This is a genomic window from Sphingomonas chungangi, from assembly GCF_013778325.1.
GTDB lineage: Bacteria > Pseudomonadota > Alphaproteobacteria > Sphingomonadales > Sphingomonadaceae > Solisphingomonas > Solisphingomonas chungangi.
Window position 1 is genome coordinate 532,984 of record NZ_JACEIB010000027.1, and the last position, 14,642, is coordinate 547,625.

A 14,642-nucleotide genomic window follows, 5' to 3' on the forward strand; every position below is an offset into this window, starting at 1 on the left:
TTTTCTCCCCCGGATGGTACCATTATCGAAACGAGCGGCCTATGTGGCCGGTATCCGATGACGGTTCGTATCCCCTCCTCCCGATCCGAGGCCTCTTCATGCTGAGGCCCCGGCGGCGCGGCATGGCCTCGGTGAATGCCGAGGTGCGCGACGGCATCGTCCCCGCTGCCGGCGCACTCGCCAAGACGCACGACGAAGGCCCCGAGACTTCGGGCATCAATTATCGCATCGTCGCGCTGATCATCGCCTGCGCGCTGCTGATGGAAAATCTCGACGCCACGGTGCTGGCGACCGCACTGCCGACGATGGCGCGCGATTTCGGCGTGCGGGCGCCGCAGATGAGCATCGCGCTGACCTCCTATCTGCTGGCGCTCGCCGTGTTCATCCCGGCATCGGGCACGATGGCGGACCGTTTCGGGTCTCGCCCGGTGTTCCAGGCAGCGATCGCCCTGTTCATGGCGGGATCGCTGGTCAGCGCGCAGGCGCCCGCGCTCTGGGTGATCGTCGCAGCCCGCTTCGTGCAGGGGATCGGCGGCGCCATGATGCTGCCGGTGGGGCGGCTGGTGCTGCTGCGCAGCGTCACCAAGAAGGACATGGTGAGCGCCATGTCGTGGCTGATCATGCCGGCGCTGATCGGGCCGATCCTGGGGCCGCCGCTGGGTGGTTACATCGTCACCTATCTGGACTGGCGCTGGATCTTCTACGTCAATCTGCCGATCGGGCTGCTCGGCTTCGTGCTGGTCGGCCGGTACATCGCCAATTTCAGGGAAGAGCATCCGCATCCCTTCGATCCGCAGGGTTTCGTGCTGAGCGGCGTGTCGCTCGGCTGCCTGCTGTTCGGCTTTGAGATGACGAGCCGGCCCGGCGCCCTGCCGATCGCCATCGCGCTGATCGGGATCGGCGGCGTCTTCGGCCTGCTCTACATCCGCCATGCCCGCCGCCACGAGGCGCCGATCATCGATCTCGACCTGCTCGGCGACGAGAATTTCCGGCTGTCGATGATCGCGGGATCGCTGACCCGCATCACCCAGGGATCGCTGCCCTTCCTGCTCCCGCTGATGATGCAACTCGGTTTCGGACTCTCTGCCGCGCAGAGCGGCACGATCACCGTCGGCCCCGCCATCGGCTCGCTGCTGATGAAGGGCGTGGCGCCCCGCTTGCTGCGCCGCTTCGGCTTCCGCACGGCGATGGTGGGGGCGGGGCTGATCGGCGCGCTCGGCTATGCCATCGTCGGCCTGTTCCGGCCCGACTGGCCGATGTGGGCGATCGTCGCCACGCTCGCCTTTTGCGGTTTCTTCTTCTCGCTCCAGTTCACCGCCTACAATGCCATCGCCTATGACGGCATCGACAAGCCACACATGTCATCGGCGACCAGCTTCTATTCCACCGTGCAGCAGCTGATGTTGTCGCTCGGCATCTGCACCGCCGCCAGCGTGCTGCATCTCTCGATGCTGGTCCACGGCGTGAAGAAGCCTGCCCTCATCGATTTCACTGCTGCCTTCTGGACGGTGACCGCCATCTCGCTGCTGGCGACGATCTGGAACCTGCGCTTCCACCCCGATGCCGGCGCGGAGATCAGCGGCCGTGCGGCCACGTCGCGCAAGACGATGGAACCCGCCCCCCGCCTGCGCTAACGCGCTTCGGATGAGCGAAGGCCTGCAGGCGATCCTACTGGCGAACCGGGCGACGTTGCTTCGCTTCGTCGCCGCGCGCGGTGCCGGGGACGACGCTGAAGACGTGCTGCAGGAACTGTGGATCAAGGTTTCCGCGGCACCATCCGGCCCGATCGCCAATCCGCTCTCCTATCTGTTCCGCGCGGCCGAGAATCTGATGCGGGACCGCCATCGTGCCAGCCGCCAGTCGATCCTGCGCGACACTGCGTGGGATGAAACGAACAGCCCCGCGCTCCCCGGCGTTTCCGATACGCCCACTGGAGAACGGGTGCTGATCGCGCGCGCGGAGCTGGCCCGGATCGAGGCAGCGCTCGCCGCGATCGGCGACCGCGCCCGCAGCGTGTTTCGCCTCCACCGGATCGAGGGGCTCGCCCAGCGCGACATCGCCACGCGCATGGGCGTGAGCCTCAGCACCGTCGAGGCGGACATGCGCAAGGCCTATCGCGCCGTCGCGCAAGCCCGGGAGAAGCCGGAATGAGGCTGCTGCGCGCCGACTCCGTCCTTCCCTTGAAAGGACATGCATGACGGATCGTGGAGACATCCGCGAGGCGGCGATCAACTGGGTGATGGCCCAGGCCGATCCGGCCTTCGCCGATTGGGACGGCTTCCTGGCTTGGCTGGAAGCCGATCCCGCGCACGCGTCCGCCTATGATGCGGTGCTGGCCGCTGCCGATGCGGCCGAGCCCGCGCTTCGGGTCGTGCCCGCTTCGGAACCCGCACCCGCGAAGCCCCCGATCTGGCGGCGGCAGGCGGTAGGCGGCGCACTGGCGGCCGGACTCGTCGCCGTGATCGGCTTCGGCTATTTCAATCTGCGCCCGGCGCCCGTCGTGTTCGAGACCGGCCCCGGCGAACATCGCACCATCGCGCTCGACACCGCCACCATCGCGCTCAACGGCGACACGCGGCTGGTGGTCGATCGCCACGATCCGCACCACGCCACGCTCGATCGCGGCGAGGCGCTGTTCGACGTGAAGCACGACGAGGCCCACCCGTTCGCGGTGAAGGTGGGCGACGACGAGGTGCAGGATGTCGGCACCCGCTTCGACGTGACTCACGATCATACCGGCACCCGTGTCGCGGTCGCCGAAGGCATGGTCGTCTATAATCCCAAGGCCGAAGCGGTCCGTCTCGGGCCCGGCCAGACGCTGGATGCCGCTCGCTCGGCCGCCGAACTGCGCGTCGCGACCGCCGCCACCTCCGATATCGGCAGCTGGCGCGAGGATCGGCTGAGCTACCGCCAGGCGCCGCTCTCGGTTGTCGCGGCCGATCTGTCGCGCGGGCTGGGGCTGCCGATCGGCGTCGACGACAGGATCGCCGAGAAACCCTTTACCGGCGTCATCGCTTATGGCGGGGACAAGGCGCAATTCCTGGGCCGGCTCGGCCCGCTGCTTGACGTCGGGGTGAAACAGGATCAGGGGCGCGTGACCTTGACCAGAAGGCCCTAGACCCTGCCCCGGCAGTGAGACACCGCGTTGCTTCCCTCATGGCCTCGGTCGCGCTGCTGGCGCCGTCGGCGGCGCATGCCGGAGCGCGATCCTCGATCGACCTTCCCGCCGGGCCGTTGGGCGAGGCGATCGTCGCGCTCAGCCGCGGCACCGGCGCCAGCATCCGCCTGACCGACCCTATCCTGTGGCAGCACTCGGTGCGCGCCGTCCATGGCCGCATGAGCGTGGAGCAGGCGCTCGAGAAGCTGCTGGCCGGCAGCGGCGCGCGGCCGGTCGCGCTGGGCGGCGACACGTGGCAGATCGCGCCCGCCGATCGGCCCGAGCCCAAGCTCATCCCGGCCGTGATCCGGTTGCCCGTCGAACCGCCGACGCCCGATATCGTGGTGAGCGCCAGCAAGCGCGACGTCCGGCTCGGCGACTTCCCCGGATCGGTGACGGTCTTCTCCGGCGCGACCTTCGGCACCGTCGGCCCGGCGGGCAGCGACGCGATCGCCAACCGCGCCTCCAACGTCACCTCCACTCACCTCGGCAACGGGCGCGACAAGCTGTTCATCCGCGGCGTCGCCGATTCCGGGCTGGTCGGGCAGAGCCAGGCCACGGTCGGCCAGTATTTCGGCGATCTGCGGATCAGCTACAACGCGCCGGATCCGAGCCTGCAACTCTACGACATCGCTTCGGTCGAGATTTTGGAGGGGCCGCAGGGCACGCTCTACGGCGCAGGATCTCCCGGCGGCATCATTCGCATCGTGCGTAACGATCCGGTGCCGGGCCGTTTCGAGGCAGCCGTGACCGGCGGCGTCTCCACCGTCGCGCATGGCGCTATGGGCGGCGACGGATCGGCGATGCTCAACCTGCCGATCGACGACGACAAGGTCGCGCTCCGCCTCGTCGGCTATGCCAGCACCGACGGCGGCTATATCGACAACGTCACCACGGACAGGAACAACATCAACCGCACCCGCACCGAAGGGGGCCGTGCGGCGCTGCGCATCGAGCCGGGCGCCGGCTGGTCGATCCGGCTCGGTGCGGTGGTGCAGGACATCCACGGCGACGACAGCCAGTACGCCGACAAGGACGCAGCCCCGCTGACCCGCGCAAGCCCGATCGCCCAGCCCTATGACGATCTCTACGCGATGGGCGAGGTGACGATCACCAAGGATCTGGGCAGCCTGCGCTTCACCTCCTCCAACGCCTTCGTGCGGCAGGATGTCGACGAGCGTTTCGACGCGACCCTGCCGGGCGGCGCTCCACGCCTGTTCCGTCAGCGCAACCATACCTCGCTCTTTACCACCGAGAACCGGCTGTCGCGGTCGATGACGGACGGTTTCGGCTGGGTGATCGGCACCAGCTACCTCAACAACAGCGCCCGCATCACGCGCGAGATCGGGCCGGTCGACGCGCTCTCGCCCGCCGCCGGCGTGCTCAACCGGATCGACGAGGAGACGCTGTACGGGGAGGTTTCGGTGCAGCCGCTACGCGGGCTGACCCTCACCGCCGGCGCGCGCCTCACCCATTCGCGGCTGGCGGGGCATGCGATCGGCGACATGGTCGGCCTGCTGCCCTTCAATTTCCAGGGCGACTACACCGCGCCGAGCGCGACGTCCGACAGCCCGCCCTACCAGGTCGTCCAGAGCTTCGCCGACATCGCGCGGGTCCAGCACAGCCGGTCCGAGACCAAGCTGCTGCCCTCGCTCTCGGCTTCCATCGAGCCGGCGCGCGGCCTGATCCTCTACACCCGCTTCCAGCAAGGCTTCCGGCCGGGCGGCCTTGCGATCGGCAACAACCTCGTCCGCCGTTTCCGCAGCGACCGGGTGTCGACGGCCGAGATGGGTGTGCGCTACGACCGCCCCGGCGACGACGCGATCAGCCTCGCCGCCTCGGTCGCCTATACGGACTGGCACGATATCCAGGCTGATTTCGTCGACTCGGACGGCCTGCCCGTCACTACCAATATCGGCGACGGCCGGATCTGGTCGTTCGACGCGCGCGTGGCGTGGCGCCCCTTCCCGTCGCTCCGGCTGGAGGGATCGGTGGTCGTCAACGACAGCCGCCTGACGCGACCCGATTATGCTCCACTCCAGTTCTTCCGCCTTCTCGCCACCGCGGAGAAGGTGGAGGAACAGCTTCCCAACGTCGCCGAGCTGGGCGGGCGCGTAGGCGTGGATTGGCACCAGACGATCGGCCCCTACGATCTCACCGCGAACGGCTGGGCGCGCTACATCGGCAAGTCCCGTCTCGGCGTCGGGCCGGTGCTGGGCGGCAAGGAGGGCGACTATGTCGACACCGGCCTCTCGGTCCGCGTCGGCCGCGACAATTACGGCGTGACGCTGTCCGCCACCAACCTGCTCGATACGGTGGGAAACCGCTTTGCGCTCGGCACGCCGATCGACGTGATCCGCAGCACCGAAATCACCCCACTCCAGCCGCGCACCGTCCGCATCGGCTTCGACGCGCATTTTTGAGGAAGGGCCGCACCGGCCCATGTCCAGAATGCGCCCTTCCGCGCATTTTCAAAGAAGACTCCGAAGGCTGCGCGCCGAGGTCTCCGTCCTCGGTCTATCGGGGTGACGGCAGAGCCGCGCCCGCACAGCCGGAAGGGGTTTCATGCGTCGCCTGTTCGCTACCACCTGCCTGACGCCGATCGCGCTCGGGTTGTTCGTGTCGCCCGCCATCGCCGCCACCGTGACGATCGGCGCGGCCCAGACGACGCCTGTGAAGACCTCGACCGCCGACAGCGGCGGCCCCGCCGACATCAGCATCACCAGCGCCGGATCGATCACGCCAACCTCCGGCACCGCCGTCACCATCGACAGCAACAACAGCGTCACCAACGCCGGCGGGATCACGATCACGGGCTCGAACGGGGCGATCGGCATCCTCGCCAATGCGGGCACCGCCGGCACGATCACCAACAGCGGCACGATCACCGTCAACGAGGATTACACCCGCACCGACACCAATGGCGACGGCGTGCTCGACGGCGCGTGGGCGCAAGGCTCCGACCGCTACGGCATCCGCACCGCCGGCGCCTTCACCGGCAACGTGGTGAATTCGGGCACGATCACCATCGAGGGCAACGATTCTGCCGGCATCTCGCTCGACGGGCCGCTGACCGGCTCGCTCACCCAGAGCGGTACGATCAGCGTAACCGGCGACGACAGTGTCGGCGTCCGCGCCAATGCGATCTCGGGCGACGCGGCGATCAACGGCACCATCTCGGCGACCGGCGGCAACGCGTCCGGCGTGCAGATGAACGGCGACATCGGCGGCGCGCTGGTGGTGCAAGCGACGATCACCTCGACCGGCTACAGTGCCACCACCCCGCCGACCGATACCAGCAAGCTCACCGACCAGAACCTGCTGCAGGGCGGCCCGGCCATGGCGATCACGGGCAGCATCGCCGGCGGCGCGCTGTTCACCACGGCGAGCTCGACCACCGATTCGAGCGGCAACACGGTGACGACGGCGGCCTCCTCGCTCACCACCTACGGCAGTTCGCCGGCGCTGCTGATCGGCGCCGCAGATCACGCCATCACGCTGGGATCGGTCGCATCCGACACCAACAAGAACGGCCTCGTCATCAACGGCAGCCTTACCGGCAACGGCGTCTATGACGGCAAGACCGCCAGCGGCCTCGTCATCGGCGGCCAGGGCGGCGCGGTGACGATCACGAACGGCATGACGCTGGCCGGCAGCGTCACCGCCACCTCCAATGACGCCAGCGCGACCGCGATCCGCATCGGCAGCGGCGCCAGCGTGCCGGCGATCACCAGCAGCGGGACGATCACGGCGAGCGGCGCCTACAAGGCCGGGGACAGCAGCACCGCGCTCCAGATCGACGCGGGCGGCAATGTCTCGTCCATCGCCAATTCGGGAACGATCACGGCCACCGCGTCGAGTCCCGCGGCCAACGCCTATGCGATCCTCGACAAGTCCGGCACCGTCACCGCCGTCACCAACACCGGCACGATCAAGGCGAGCGGATCGACCGCCACCAACGTCGCGATCGATCTCTCGGCCGCGACCGCCAATACGGCAGTGACCCAGTCCGCCGCCGCATCGGGCAGCACCGCCCCCTCGATCACCGGCGATATCCGGTTTGGCAGCGGCAGCGACACGCTGACCGTCTCGGCCGGATCGGTGGCCGGCAACGTGAGCTTCGGCGGCGGCACCAACACCATGGCGCTCTCCGGTACCTCCACCTATGCCGGCACCACCGATTTCGGCGGCGGCGCGGGCAACCTGACGATCGCCGACACGTCGAGCTTCAGCGGATCGCTCACCAATGCGGGCGGCGTCGCGGTGAAGGTCTCGGGCGGCACGCTCGGCCTCTCCAGCACCGGCGCCACCGCGCTCGGATCGCTGCAGGTGACCGGCGGCGGCACGCTCGGCGTGGTGGTCGACGGCACCACCGGCGCCTCGACGCTCTACCAGGTGGCGGGCGCCGCCAGCTTCGACAGCGGATCGAAACTGGCGCTGCACTTCTCCGATATCAACCACACGATCGGCACCTATCAGGTGATCACGGCGGGTTCGCTAACCGGAGTGGACAATCTCTCCACCACCGGCGTTGCGCTACCGTGGCTCTACAAGAGCAGCGTCACCACCAACACCGCCGGCAACGCGGTGGACGTGGTCGTCGCGCGCAAGACCGCCGCCGACCTCGGCCTCAATCGCTCGGAGAGCTCGGCCTACGACGCGATCTACACCGCGATCTCCGGCGACAAGCCGATCGGCGACAGCTTCCTCAGCATCGCGGACGGCAACAGCTTCATCCACGCGCTGCGCTCGCTGCTGCCCGATCATGCCGGCGGTTCCTTCGATACGGTGACCTCCGGATCGCGCGCCACCGCGCGCTTCCTCGCCGATCCCGACGCGCCACTGGTCGACGAAGGCAATTGGGGCTTCTGGCTGCAGCAGGTCGGCTGGGGCCGCACCAAGGCGATCGACGACACCGCCGGTTACAAGATCACCGGCTGGGGCGCGTCGGGCGGCGGCGAGATCAAGACGGGCTTCGGCCGTTTCGGCATCGGACTCGCCTATCTGTCGGGCACCAACGACGACGAGGGCACGCAGAACAGCGTCACCTCCAACCAGTACGAGGCCTCGCTCTACTGGCGCGGCGACTGGGGCGGCCTGCACACCTGGGCGCGCGCTTCAGGCGCAACGATCAACTTCCACAGCCATCGCCGCTTCGAGGGAGAGGATGACGGCAGCCAGGTGATCCGCACCGCCGACGGCCGCTGGAACGGCAAGCTCTTCTCGGGCTCGGGCGGGCTCTCCTACAGCCTCAAGCTCGGCAAGTTCTCGCTGCGGCCGCAGGCCTCGGTCGATTATTACCACCTGCACGAGGGCGGCTATTCGGAAGATGGCGGCGGCACCGGAATGGACCTGATCGTCGACGGCCGCACCAGCGACGAGTTCGCCGCCAACGGATCGGTGGCGCTCGGCTACCAGTTCTTCGACGAGAGAGCGGACGAGGGCGGCTTCTTCCGCGCCGAGCTGGAAGGCGGCCGCCGCCAGCTGATCAGCAGCAAGCTGGGCGATACTGTCGCCCGCTTCACCGGCGGGCAGGACTTCACGCTGACCGCCGACGATCGCACCAGCGGCTGGACCGGCGCCTTCCGTCTGAAGGGCGGCACCAGCGGCTACACGATCAGCGGCGAGTTCGACGGCGAGCAGCAGCAGGATCACGTATCGATCGCGCTCCGCGCCGGGCTGCAGGTCGGCTTCTAAAACAAGCGAGCGCCGCCGGAGGATATCCCGGCGGCGCCAGCTTTGATCCCTCGATCAGCGCCGGGGCGTCGAGGCGCTGCCCGTCGCCGATCCGTCGGCCGATCCGGAGACGTTCGCGCCACTCACCGATCCGGCGAGCGAGCCCGCGCTGTTGGCGGCAGTGCTGCCCGCGCCGCTGGCACGGCTGGCGGCGCTCGTAGCGCGATCACGAGCGCTGGCCACGGTCGAGCCGGCGCGATCGCGCACGGTGCCGACCGCCGAGGTAGCCCGGTCACGGGCCGTGCCGACCGTCGAAGTGGCGCGGTCGCGCGCATTGCCCACGGCCGAGGTCGTGCCGTCGCGCACGGTGCCGGCGGTCTGGCGGACCTGATTCGTGCCGATCGTGCTGGCGCTCAGGCCGACATTCTTGTCGACACTGCCGCTGCCCGCCAGCGAGCTGCTGCCGCCGACCGTGTTGCCGGCCGGACCGGTGGCGCCCGCCGCGCTGTCCACGGTGCCCGAGACGGTACCGGCGAGGCCGGCATCGGCGCTCGCCTTGCCCGACTTGGCGTCGACCGATTTGGTGGCATGCGCGCCGCCCGAGCCGGTGACGCTGTGGCTGAGGCTGCCCGTCGCGGAGCCAAGCGAGCCTGCATTGCCCGTGATGTTGCCGGCGCCCGACATGGTACTGGACAACGCACCGTTGGCGCCGCCGAGGCCACCCGTCACGCCGCCGACCGCACCGCCGAGGCCACCGCCACGACCACCCAGCAGCTGCGCGCTCGCGGGCGCCGCCGTGAGGCCGATCAGCGCCGCCGCGGCCAGGAAGTGCGCCCGGATTTCGTTCCGCTTGGTCATAGTCTCTCTCCAGTCCTCGCCGGGCGCTCTGCCCGGCCTGCATGAAGAGCAACGACGGCTCACCCGGCTTTCATCCCGTGCGGCGAATTATTTTATGCCGACCGCCCGTGGCGCAATCGCGCAATCACCGCAGACGATCCCGCGCCCGACCTTGCGGCCCGGCTTCGCCTCGCCCCCCAGCGCGGCGAGCGCCTGCCCGCCATCGCCGCGATCGAGCCTGGCGAGGCTGGCCGCCACCAGCGGCGCCGCGAAGGAGGTACCGCGCAGCGCCTCCCACTTGCCGCCCGGCACGGCCCCCGCCATGTCGGCGCCCGGCGCCGCGAAATCGAGATGCGCCGCCTGCCCCGCCTCGATCAGCACGCGGCCCTTCGCATCGACGCCCGTCACCGCCACGACGCCCGGATAGGACGCCGGATATTGCGGCGGCGCGGCCGGGCCGTCATTGCCGACCGCCGCGACGATCAGGACGCCCTTCGCCTGCGCGGCGCGGACGCCCGCCGCCAGTAAAGGGTTGGACGGCCCCACCAGGCTGACATTGACCACCCGCACGCCCCGCGCCGTCAGCCAGCCAAGCGCACGGACGATCGCCTCTGCCGATCCGTTCGCCTCCGATCCGCCATAGACGTCCGCCGCCAGCAATCGCCCGCCGGGAAGCACGCCGTGAAAGGCGCCGGCCTGCCCCACCATCAGCGAGGCGACAGCGGTGCCGTGGCCGCTCGCCTTCACTGCGCCCGCGAAACCACGCTGCTCGATCGCGGCGCCTGCGAAGGCGGGGTGCGACCCGATGCCTCCGTCGATCAGCCCCATCGCCGCGCCGCCGGCACGCCCCTGCTTCGCAGCGCCGCCGCCTGGCTGCAGATCCGCGAAAGCCGGCTCGTAGACATGGTTGAGCGCGTAGCTTCCCTGCGGATCGGCGGCCTCCAGCTTGGCGATCGCCTTGCGCGCGGGAACGCCATGGGGCGGCGCGAGCACGACCAGCGGCAGGTCCAGCCCCTCCACCGTCTCGCGCCGTAGCACCGTGAAACCGGAGTGCCGCGCGGCGGACAGCGCGGCGTCGGTCGGCGCGGTGGCGACGATCTCGTCGCGCCGGATCGGATTGCCGCTGTCGTCGACATCCAGCGCCGCGCGATTGTCCCGCACCAGCTCGCGCAGCCGATCCTTTCGCAATGAAAGCAGATCCGCGGGGGACAGGTCGCGGGCGATGCCACCGACGAAATCGAGGCCACCCTGGATGCCTTCACCCAGCGCCATGCCCCCGTCGCCGCGCTGCCCCAACAGCCCGCCGGTCAGCCCGCCGAGCGGCGCGCCCGCGCCGCCTCCGCCCAGCGAGGGCAGCAGCTGCGCCGTCACCGGCATCGCCAGCCCCAGCATCGCCGCCATCGCCATCCACCGTCCACGCATGCTCTTTCCTTTTTTCGCTGTCCGATGGATGAAACGAGCGCATGCCGTCGTTTCATCCCCATGCCGGAGAAACAAGCCCTTGGACGATTTCGAGACCGCGCTGGCGGCGTTGCTTCCCCGCCTGCGCCGCTTCGCGCACGGGCTGGCGCGCGACACCGCCGACGCGGACGACCTGACGCAACAGACCGCCGAGCGGGCGCTGAAAGCGCGCGACCAGTGGCAGCCGGGCACCAGCCTTCAGGCCTGGACCTACCGGATCATGCGCAACCTGTGGATCGACACCGGCCGCAGCCGCCAGCGCCGCGATGCCGTACTGGCGCCGGAGGAACTGGGCGAGACGGTCGGCGTATCGGGCGAGGCGGAGGGCCGCGCCGAATTGCATTTCCTGATGCGCGCCATGGATCGCCTGCCCGACGAGCAGCGCGAGGCGGTGGCGCTGGTGATGATCGAAGGGCTGGCCTATGCGGAAGCCGCCGAACTGCTGGAAGTACCGATAGGCACGCTGACCAGCCGCCTCGTGCGCGGCCGACAGGCGCTGGCCGCGATGCTGGAGGATTGAGCGATGGATGAAACGAGGATCATCGCCTGGATCGACGGCGAACTGACGCCCGAGGAAGCGGCCGAGGTGGAGGCGGCCGTCGCCGCCGATCCGGCGCTCACCGTCATCGCCGATCGCCACCGCCGCATCCGCGCGCGTTTCGCCGCCGCCTTCACGCCGCTGCTCGACGATCCCGTTCCCCTGCCCCGACGCAAGCCGGCGCAGGTCGTCTCGCTCGCGGCGGTGCGCGAGGAGCGCGCGCAGGCAACCGAGTCCAAACGCAACTGGCGCGGCTGGGCCTGGCCCGGCGCAGTGGCGGCGAGCCTGCTGGTCGGCGTGCTGGCCGGGCACAGCAACGCCCCACTCGGTGTTCCCGATCGCGCCGGGGCTCTGGCGTTGTCGGCTCCCGTGGCGCAGGCGCTCGACCGGCAGACGTCGGGCGATCTCGGCACGGTCAACGTCGCGCTCAGCTTCAAGGATCATGACGGGGAGTTGTGCCGCAGCTTCGTCGCGCAATATATCGGCGGGGTGGCGTGCAAGACGGGCGGCGGCTGGCAGCTGCGCTATGCCGCGCCGGTCGATGGGCAGCGCGGCGACTACCGCATGGCGGGCGGCGACGCGGCCAGTGCCAAGGTCGTCGCCACGATGATCGCGGGCGATCCGCTCGACGCGGCGGGCGAGCGCAAGGCGATCGCCGCCAGCTGGCACTAGCGGCCCCTCATCTATCGAACGGTGAAGAAGGCGCGGTCGATCACCTTGCCGGAGGTATCGACCAGCAGCAGATGATGCCCGCCGGGCCCGGGCAGCACCATCGGGCTGTCGTCGGCAGGGCCGAGATCCTGCGCGTCCATCCGCAGATGCTCACCCGAAACGGCCCCAGTCGCTGCCAGCCGGATACGCTGTCGATCGATCGGGATATCGGGATCGAGCGCATAGACCGCGCCGGACACCGGATTGACGATGCGCGGACGGCGGGCGGCAGCGGGCGCTTCTATCAGATCGGACTGGCCGGTGCGCCCGAGGAAATATTCGCTGCGCGACGGCTCGACACCATCCGAGAACCGCACTGTGCGGCGCTCGATCCCCATAGGCATCCTCGGTTGAGCGCCCGGACGATCGCGATGCAGCGCCAGCATCACCTCGCGCCAGACGGGCGCCGCGCCGCTGGTCCCGGAAACCCGCGTCATGCTGTCGCCCTCGGCATTGCCGACCCACACCGCGACGGTGAAGCGATCCGAGAAGCCGATGCACCAATTGTCGCGCATCGCCTTGGAGGTGCCCGTCTTCGCCGCCGCCCAGAAAGGGAGCCGAAGCGCGCTGTCCACACCGAAGGTGACGGCACGCGCATCCGGGTCCGACATCATGTCGGCCACCATCCAGGCGGCGGCGGGCGACATCACGGCGCGCCGCTCGCCCGTCGGATCGTCGGCGCGCAGGCGCAGCGGCAGCACCCGCCCGCCATCCTCCAGCGCGCGATAGGCCTGCGCCTGTTCGAGCAGCGTCACCTCGGCCGATCCCAGCGCCAGCGAATAGCCGTAATAGTCGCCGTCCTCGGTGAGCCCGCGATAGCCCATGTCCCACAGCCGATCGCGAAAATCCTCGACCCCGTCGAGCAGCAGCGCGCGCACCGCCGGCACGTTGAGCGACCCTGCGAGTGCGGTACGCACGCTCACCGGCCCCTTGAAATCGTGGTCGTAATCCTTGGGCACGTAGAGGCCCGAGGCGGTGTCGAGCTGCACCGGCGAGTCATCAAGGATCGACGCCGGGGTGAGGAAGCCGCGCTCGATCGCCTGCCCGTAGAGGAAGGGCTTGAGCGTCGATCCGGCCTGCCGATAGGCATCGGCATTGTCGACCGCAGGCGCGGTGGAATTGCCGCCCGAAACGCCGCCGACATAAGCCAGCACGTCCCCGCTGGCGTTGTCGACCACCACCACCGCCCCGTCCCGCGCACGGTCGCCACCGAGGCCGAGCAACTGGCGACGCAGCGCGCTGGTGGCCATCGCCTGCACGTTGAGATCGAGCGTGGACCTCACCGTCTCGCCGGGTGCCCGCAGCAGATCGTAGGCGAGGTGCGGCGCGAGGCCGGGATCGTCGGCGAGGCGGCGGGTAGCGCCGGTCATCGCCTCTGCCTCGGCGATCATCGTGTCACAATCACCGACCTTGCCCAGCCGGCAGGCGCGACGCGCGACGGTGATCGGATCGGCCTGCGGCGAGGGCAGCAGCGCCGCCATCAGCAAGGCATCGTCCTGCCCCAGCGTATCGGGCGCCTTGCCGAACAGCGACCGGGTGGCGGCGGCGACGCCCTGCGTCTCGCCCCGGAAGCTGGCGAGGTTGAGATAGGCTTCGAGGATCTGGTCCTTGCTCCAATGCGCCTCGATCGCGCGCGCGGCGCGGATCTGGCGCAGTTTGTCGCGGAAGGAACGCGCTCCGGGCGCGTCGAGCTGGGACGCGAGGAAGCCGGCGAGCTGCATGGTGATGGTGCTGGCACCGCGCGCGGAATGCCCGTGCAGCGCCGCCCATGCGGAGCCGGCGAGGCCGTGCCAGTCGACGCCATTGTGCGCAGCAAAGCGCTTGTCCTCCGACGCGATCACCGCCTGCTGCAATGCCGGCGAAATGTGATCAAGCGGAACCCAGTCGAGCCGCCGGACCTGGAAATTGATGCGGACGGTCTCCAGCAGACGCCCGTTGCGATCACGCAGCCACGCCTCGCTGGGGCGCCATGCCGAGCGGGTCGCGGCGTAGGACGGCATCGAGGGCGGAAGGCACCAAAGACTGATCCCCACCGGCAGCATCGCCACCGCCAAAAGCCACACCAGCGGCCGACGGCGGAGCCAAGCCAAGGCGGAGCGCAGCTTCTCCACTAGAAAACCCCGTTCGCCCTGAGCTTGTCGAAGCCTGTCCTGAGCGGCTGGCTTTGCCAGCCAGCCGAAGGGGGCTGCCCTTCTTCTTCGAACGGCGGACGAAGGAAGGACGGGGCTTCGACAGGCTCAGCCCGAACGGATCTCCCTTTCC

General features: G+C 69.5%; 10 protein-coding genes. 7 read left to right on the forward strand and 3 right to left on the reverse strand.

What is annotated here, in order from left to right; translation table 11 throughout:
- Positions 1-98: 98 nt before the first annotated feature.
- The 5 genes from HZF05_RS20455 to HZF05_RS20475 all read left to right on the forward strand — a co-directional run bounded on the left by HZF05_RS20455 (position 99) and on the right by HZF05_RS20475 (position 8,854).
- Positions 99-1,634, forward strand: coding sequence for an MDR family MFS transporter (locus HZF05_RS20455; protein ID WP_160364309.1), 1,536 nt, complete (start codon positions 99-101; stop codon positions 1,632-1,634).
- A gap of 10 nt (positions 1,635-1,644) precedes the next feature.
- Entirely contained in the window at positions 1,645-2,151 is a 507-nt protein-coding gene (locus tag HZF05_RS20460; protein ID WP_160364310.1) for an RNA polymerase sigma factor, read from the forward strand.
- Positions 2,152-2,194: 43 nt separating this feature from the next.
- The gene (locus HZF05_RS20465; RefSeq protein ID WP_160364311.1) at positions 2,195-3,118 is read left to right on the forward strand and encodes a FecR family protein; all 924 of its coding nucleotides are present in this window, start codon (positions 2,195-2,197) and stop codon (positions 3,116-3,118) included.
- Between the two features lie 38 nt (positions 3,119-3,156).
- Entirely contained in the window at positions 3,157-5,580 is a 2,424-nt protein-coding gene (locus HZF05_RS20470; protein WP_160364312.1) for a TonB-dependent receptor, read from the forward strand.
- A gap of 142 nt (positions 5,581-5,722) precedes the next feature.
- Complete coding sequence (locus HZF05_RS20475) at positions 5,723-8,854, forward strand: autotransporter outer membrane beta-barrel domain-containing protein (protein WP_160364313.1); 3,132 nt, start codon at positions 5,723-5,725, stop codon at positions 8,852-8,854.
- A 54-nt stretch (positions 8,855-8,908) separates the two neighbouring features.
- Here the strand turns inward: HZF05_RS20475 and HZF05_RS20480 are convergent, their stop codons facing one another.
- Positions 8,909-9,691 (reverse strand): hypothetical protein, encoded by a 783-nt coding sequence (locus tag HZF05_RS20480; protein WP_246332109.1) that lies wholly within the window; start codon positions 9,689-9,691, stop codon positions 8,909-8,911.
- 87 nt (positions 9,692-9,778) lie between these two features.
- Complete coding sequence (locus HZF05_RS20485; RefSeq protein WP_160364314.1) at positions 9,779-11,092, reverse strand: S8 family serine peptidase; 1,314 nt, start codon at positions 11,090-11,092, stop codon at positions 9,779-9,781.
- A gap of 28 nt (positions 11,093-11,120) precedes the next feature.
- On the opposite strand from HZF05_RS20485, the gene HZF05_RS20490 reads away from it, so the two are divergent.
- Positions 11,121-11,651: an RNA polymerase sigma factor gene (locus HZF05_RS20490; protein WP_160364315.1), complete on the forward strand. Its 531-nt coding sequence runs from the start codon at positions 11,121-11,123 to the stop codon at positions 11,649-11,651.
- A gap of 3 nt (positions 11,652-11,654) precedes the next feature.
- Positions 11,655-12,341 carry a zf-HC2 domain-containing protein gene (locus tag HZF05_RS20495; RefSeq protein WP_160364316.1) on the forward strand — a complete coding sequence of 229 codons (687 nt, stop codon included), beginning with the start codon at positions 11,655-11,657 and terminating at the stop codon, positions 12,339-12,341.
- 11 nt (positions 12,342-12,352) lie between these two features.
- Here the strand turns inward: HZF05_RS20495 and pbpC are convergent, their stop codons facing one another.
- The gene (gene pbpC, locus HZF05_RS20500; RefSeq protein ID WP_160364556.1) at positions 12,353-14,422 is read right to left on the reverse strand and encodes a penicillin-binding protein 1C; all 2,070 of its coding nucleotides are present in this window, start codon (positions 14,420-14,422) and stop codon (positions 12,353-12,355) included.
- Between the last annotated feature and the right edge of the window lie 220 nt (positions 14,423-14,642).

What these genes read in the sequence shown, in the direction of transcription:
- HZF05_RS20455 (WP_160364309.1), top strand. Translation starts at nt 99, where the DNA reads ATGCTGAGGCCCCGGCGGCGCGGCATGGCCTCGGTGAATGCCGAGGTG.
- HZF05_RS20460 (WP_160364310.1), top strand. Translation starts at nt 1,645, where the DNA reads ATGAGCGAAGGCCTGCAGGCGATCCTACTGGCGAACCGGGCGACGTTG.
- HZF05_RS20465 (WP_160364311.1), top strand. Translation starts at nt 2,195, where the DNA reads ATGACGGATCGTGGAGACATCCGCGAGGCGGCGATCAACTGGGTGATG.
- HZF05_RS20470 (WP_160364312.1), top strand. Translation starts at nt 3,157, where the DNA reads ATGGCCTCGGTCGCGCTGCTGGCGCCGTCGGCGGCGCATGCCGGAGCG.
- HZF05_RS20475 (WP_160364313.1), top strand. Translation starts at nt 5,723, where the DNA reads ATGCGTCGCCTGTTCGCTACCACCTGCCTGACGCCGATCGCGCTCGGG.
- HZF05_RS20480 (WP_246332109.1), bottom strand. Translation starts at nt 9,691, where the DNA reads ATGACCAAGCGGAACGAAATCCGGGCGCACTTCCTGGCCGCGGCGGCG.
- HZF05_RS20485 (WP_160364314.1), bottom strand. Translation starts at nt 11,092, where the DNA reads ATGCGTGGACGGTGGATGGCGATGGCGGCGATGCTGGGGCTGGCGATG.
- HZF05_RS20490 (WP_160364315.1), top strand. Translation starts at nt 11,121, where the DNA reads ATGAAACGAGCGCATGCCGTCGTTTCATCCCCATGCCGGAGAAACAAG.
- HZF05_RS20495 (WP_160364316.1), top strand. Translation starts at nt 11,655, where the DNA reads ATGGATGAAACGAGGATCATCGCCTGGATCGACGGCGAACTGACGCCC.
- pbpC (WP_160364556.1), bottom strand. Translation starts at nt 14,422, where the DNA reads ATGCTGCCGGTGGGGATCAGTCTTTGGTGCCTTCCGCCCTCGATGCCG.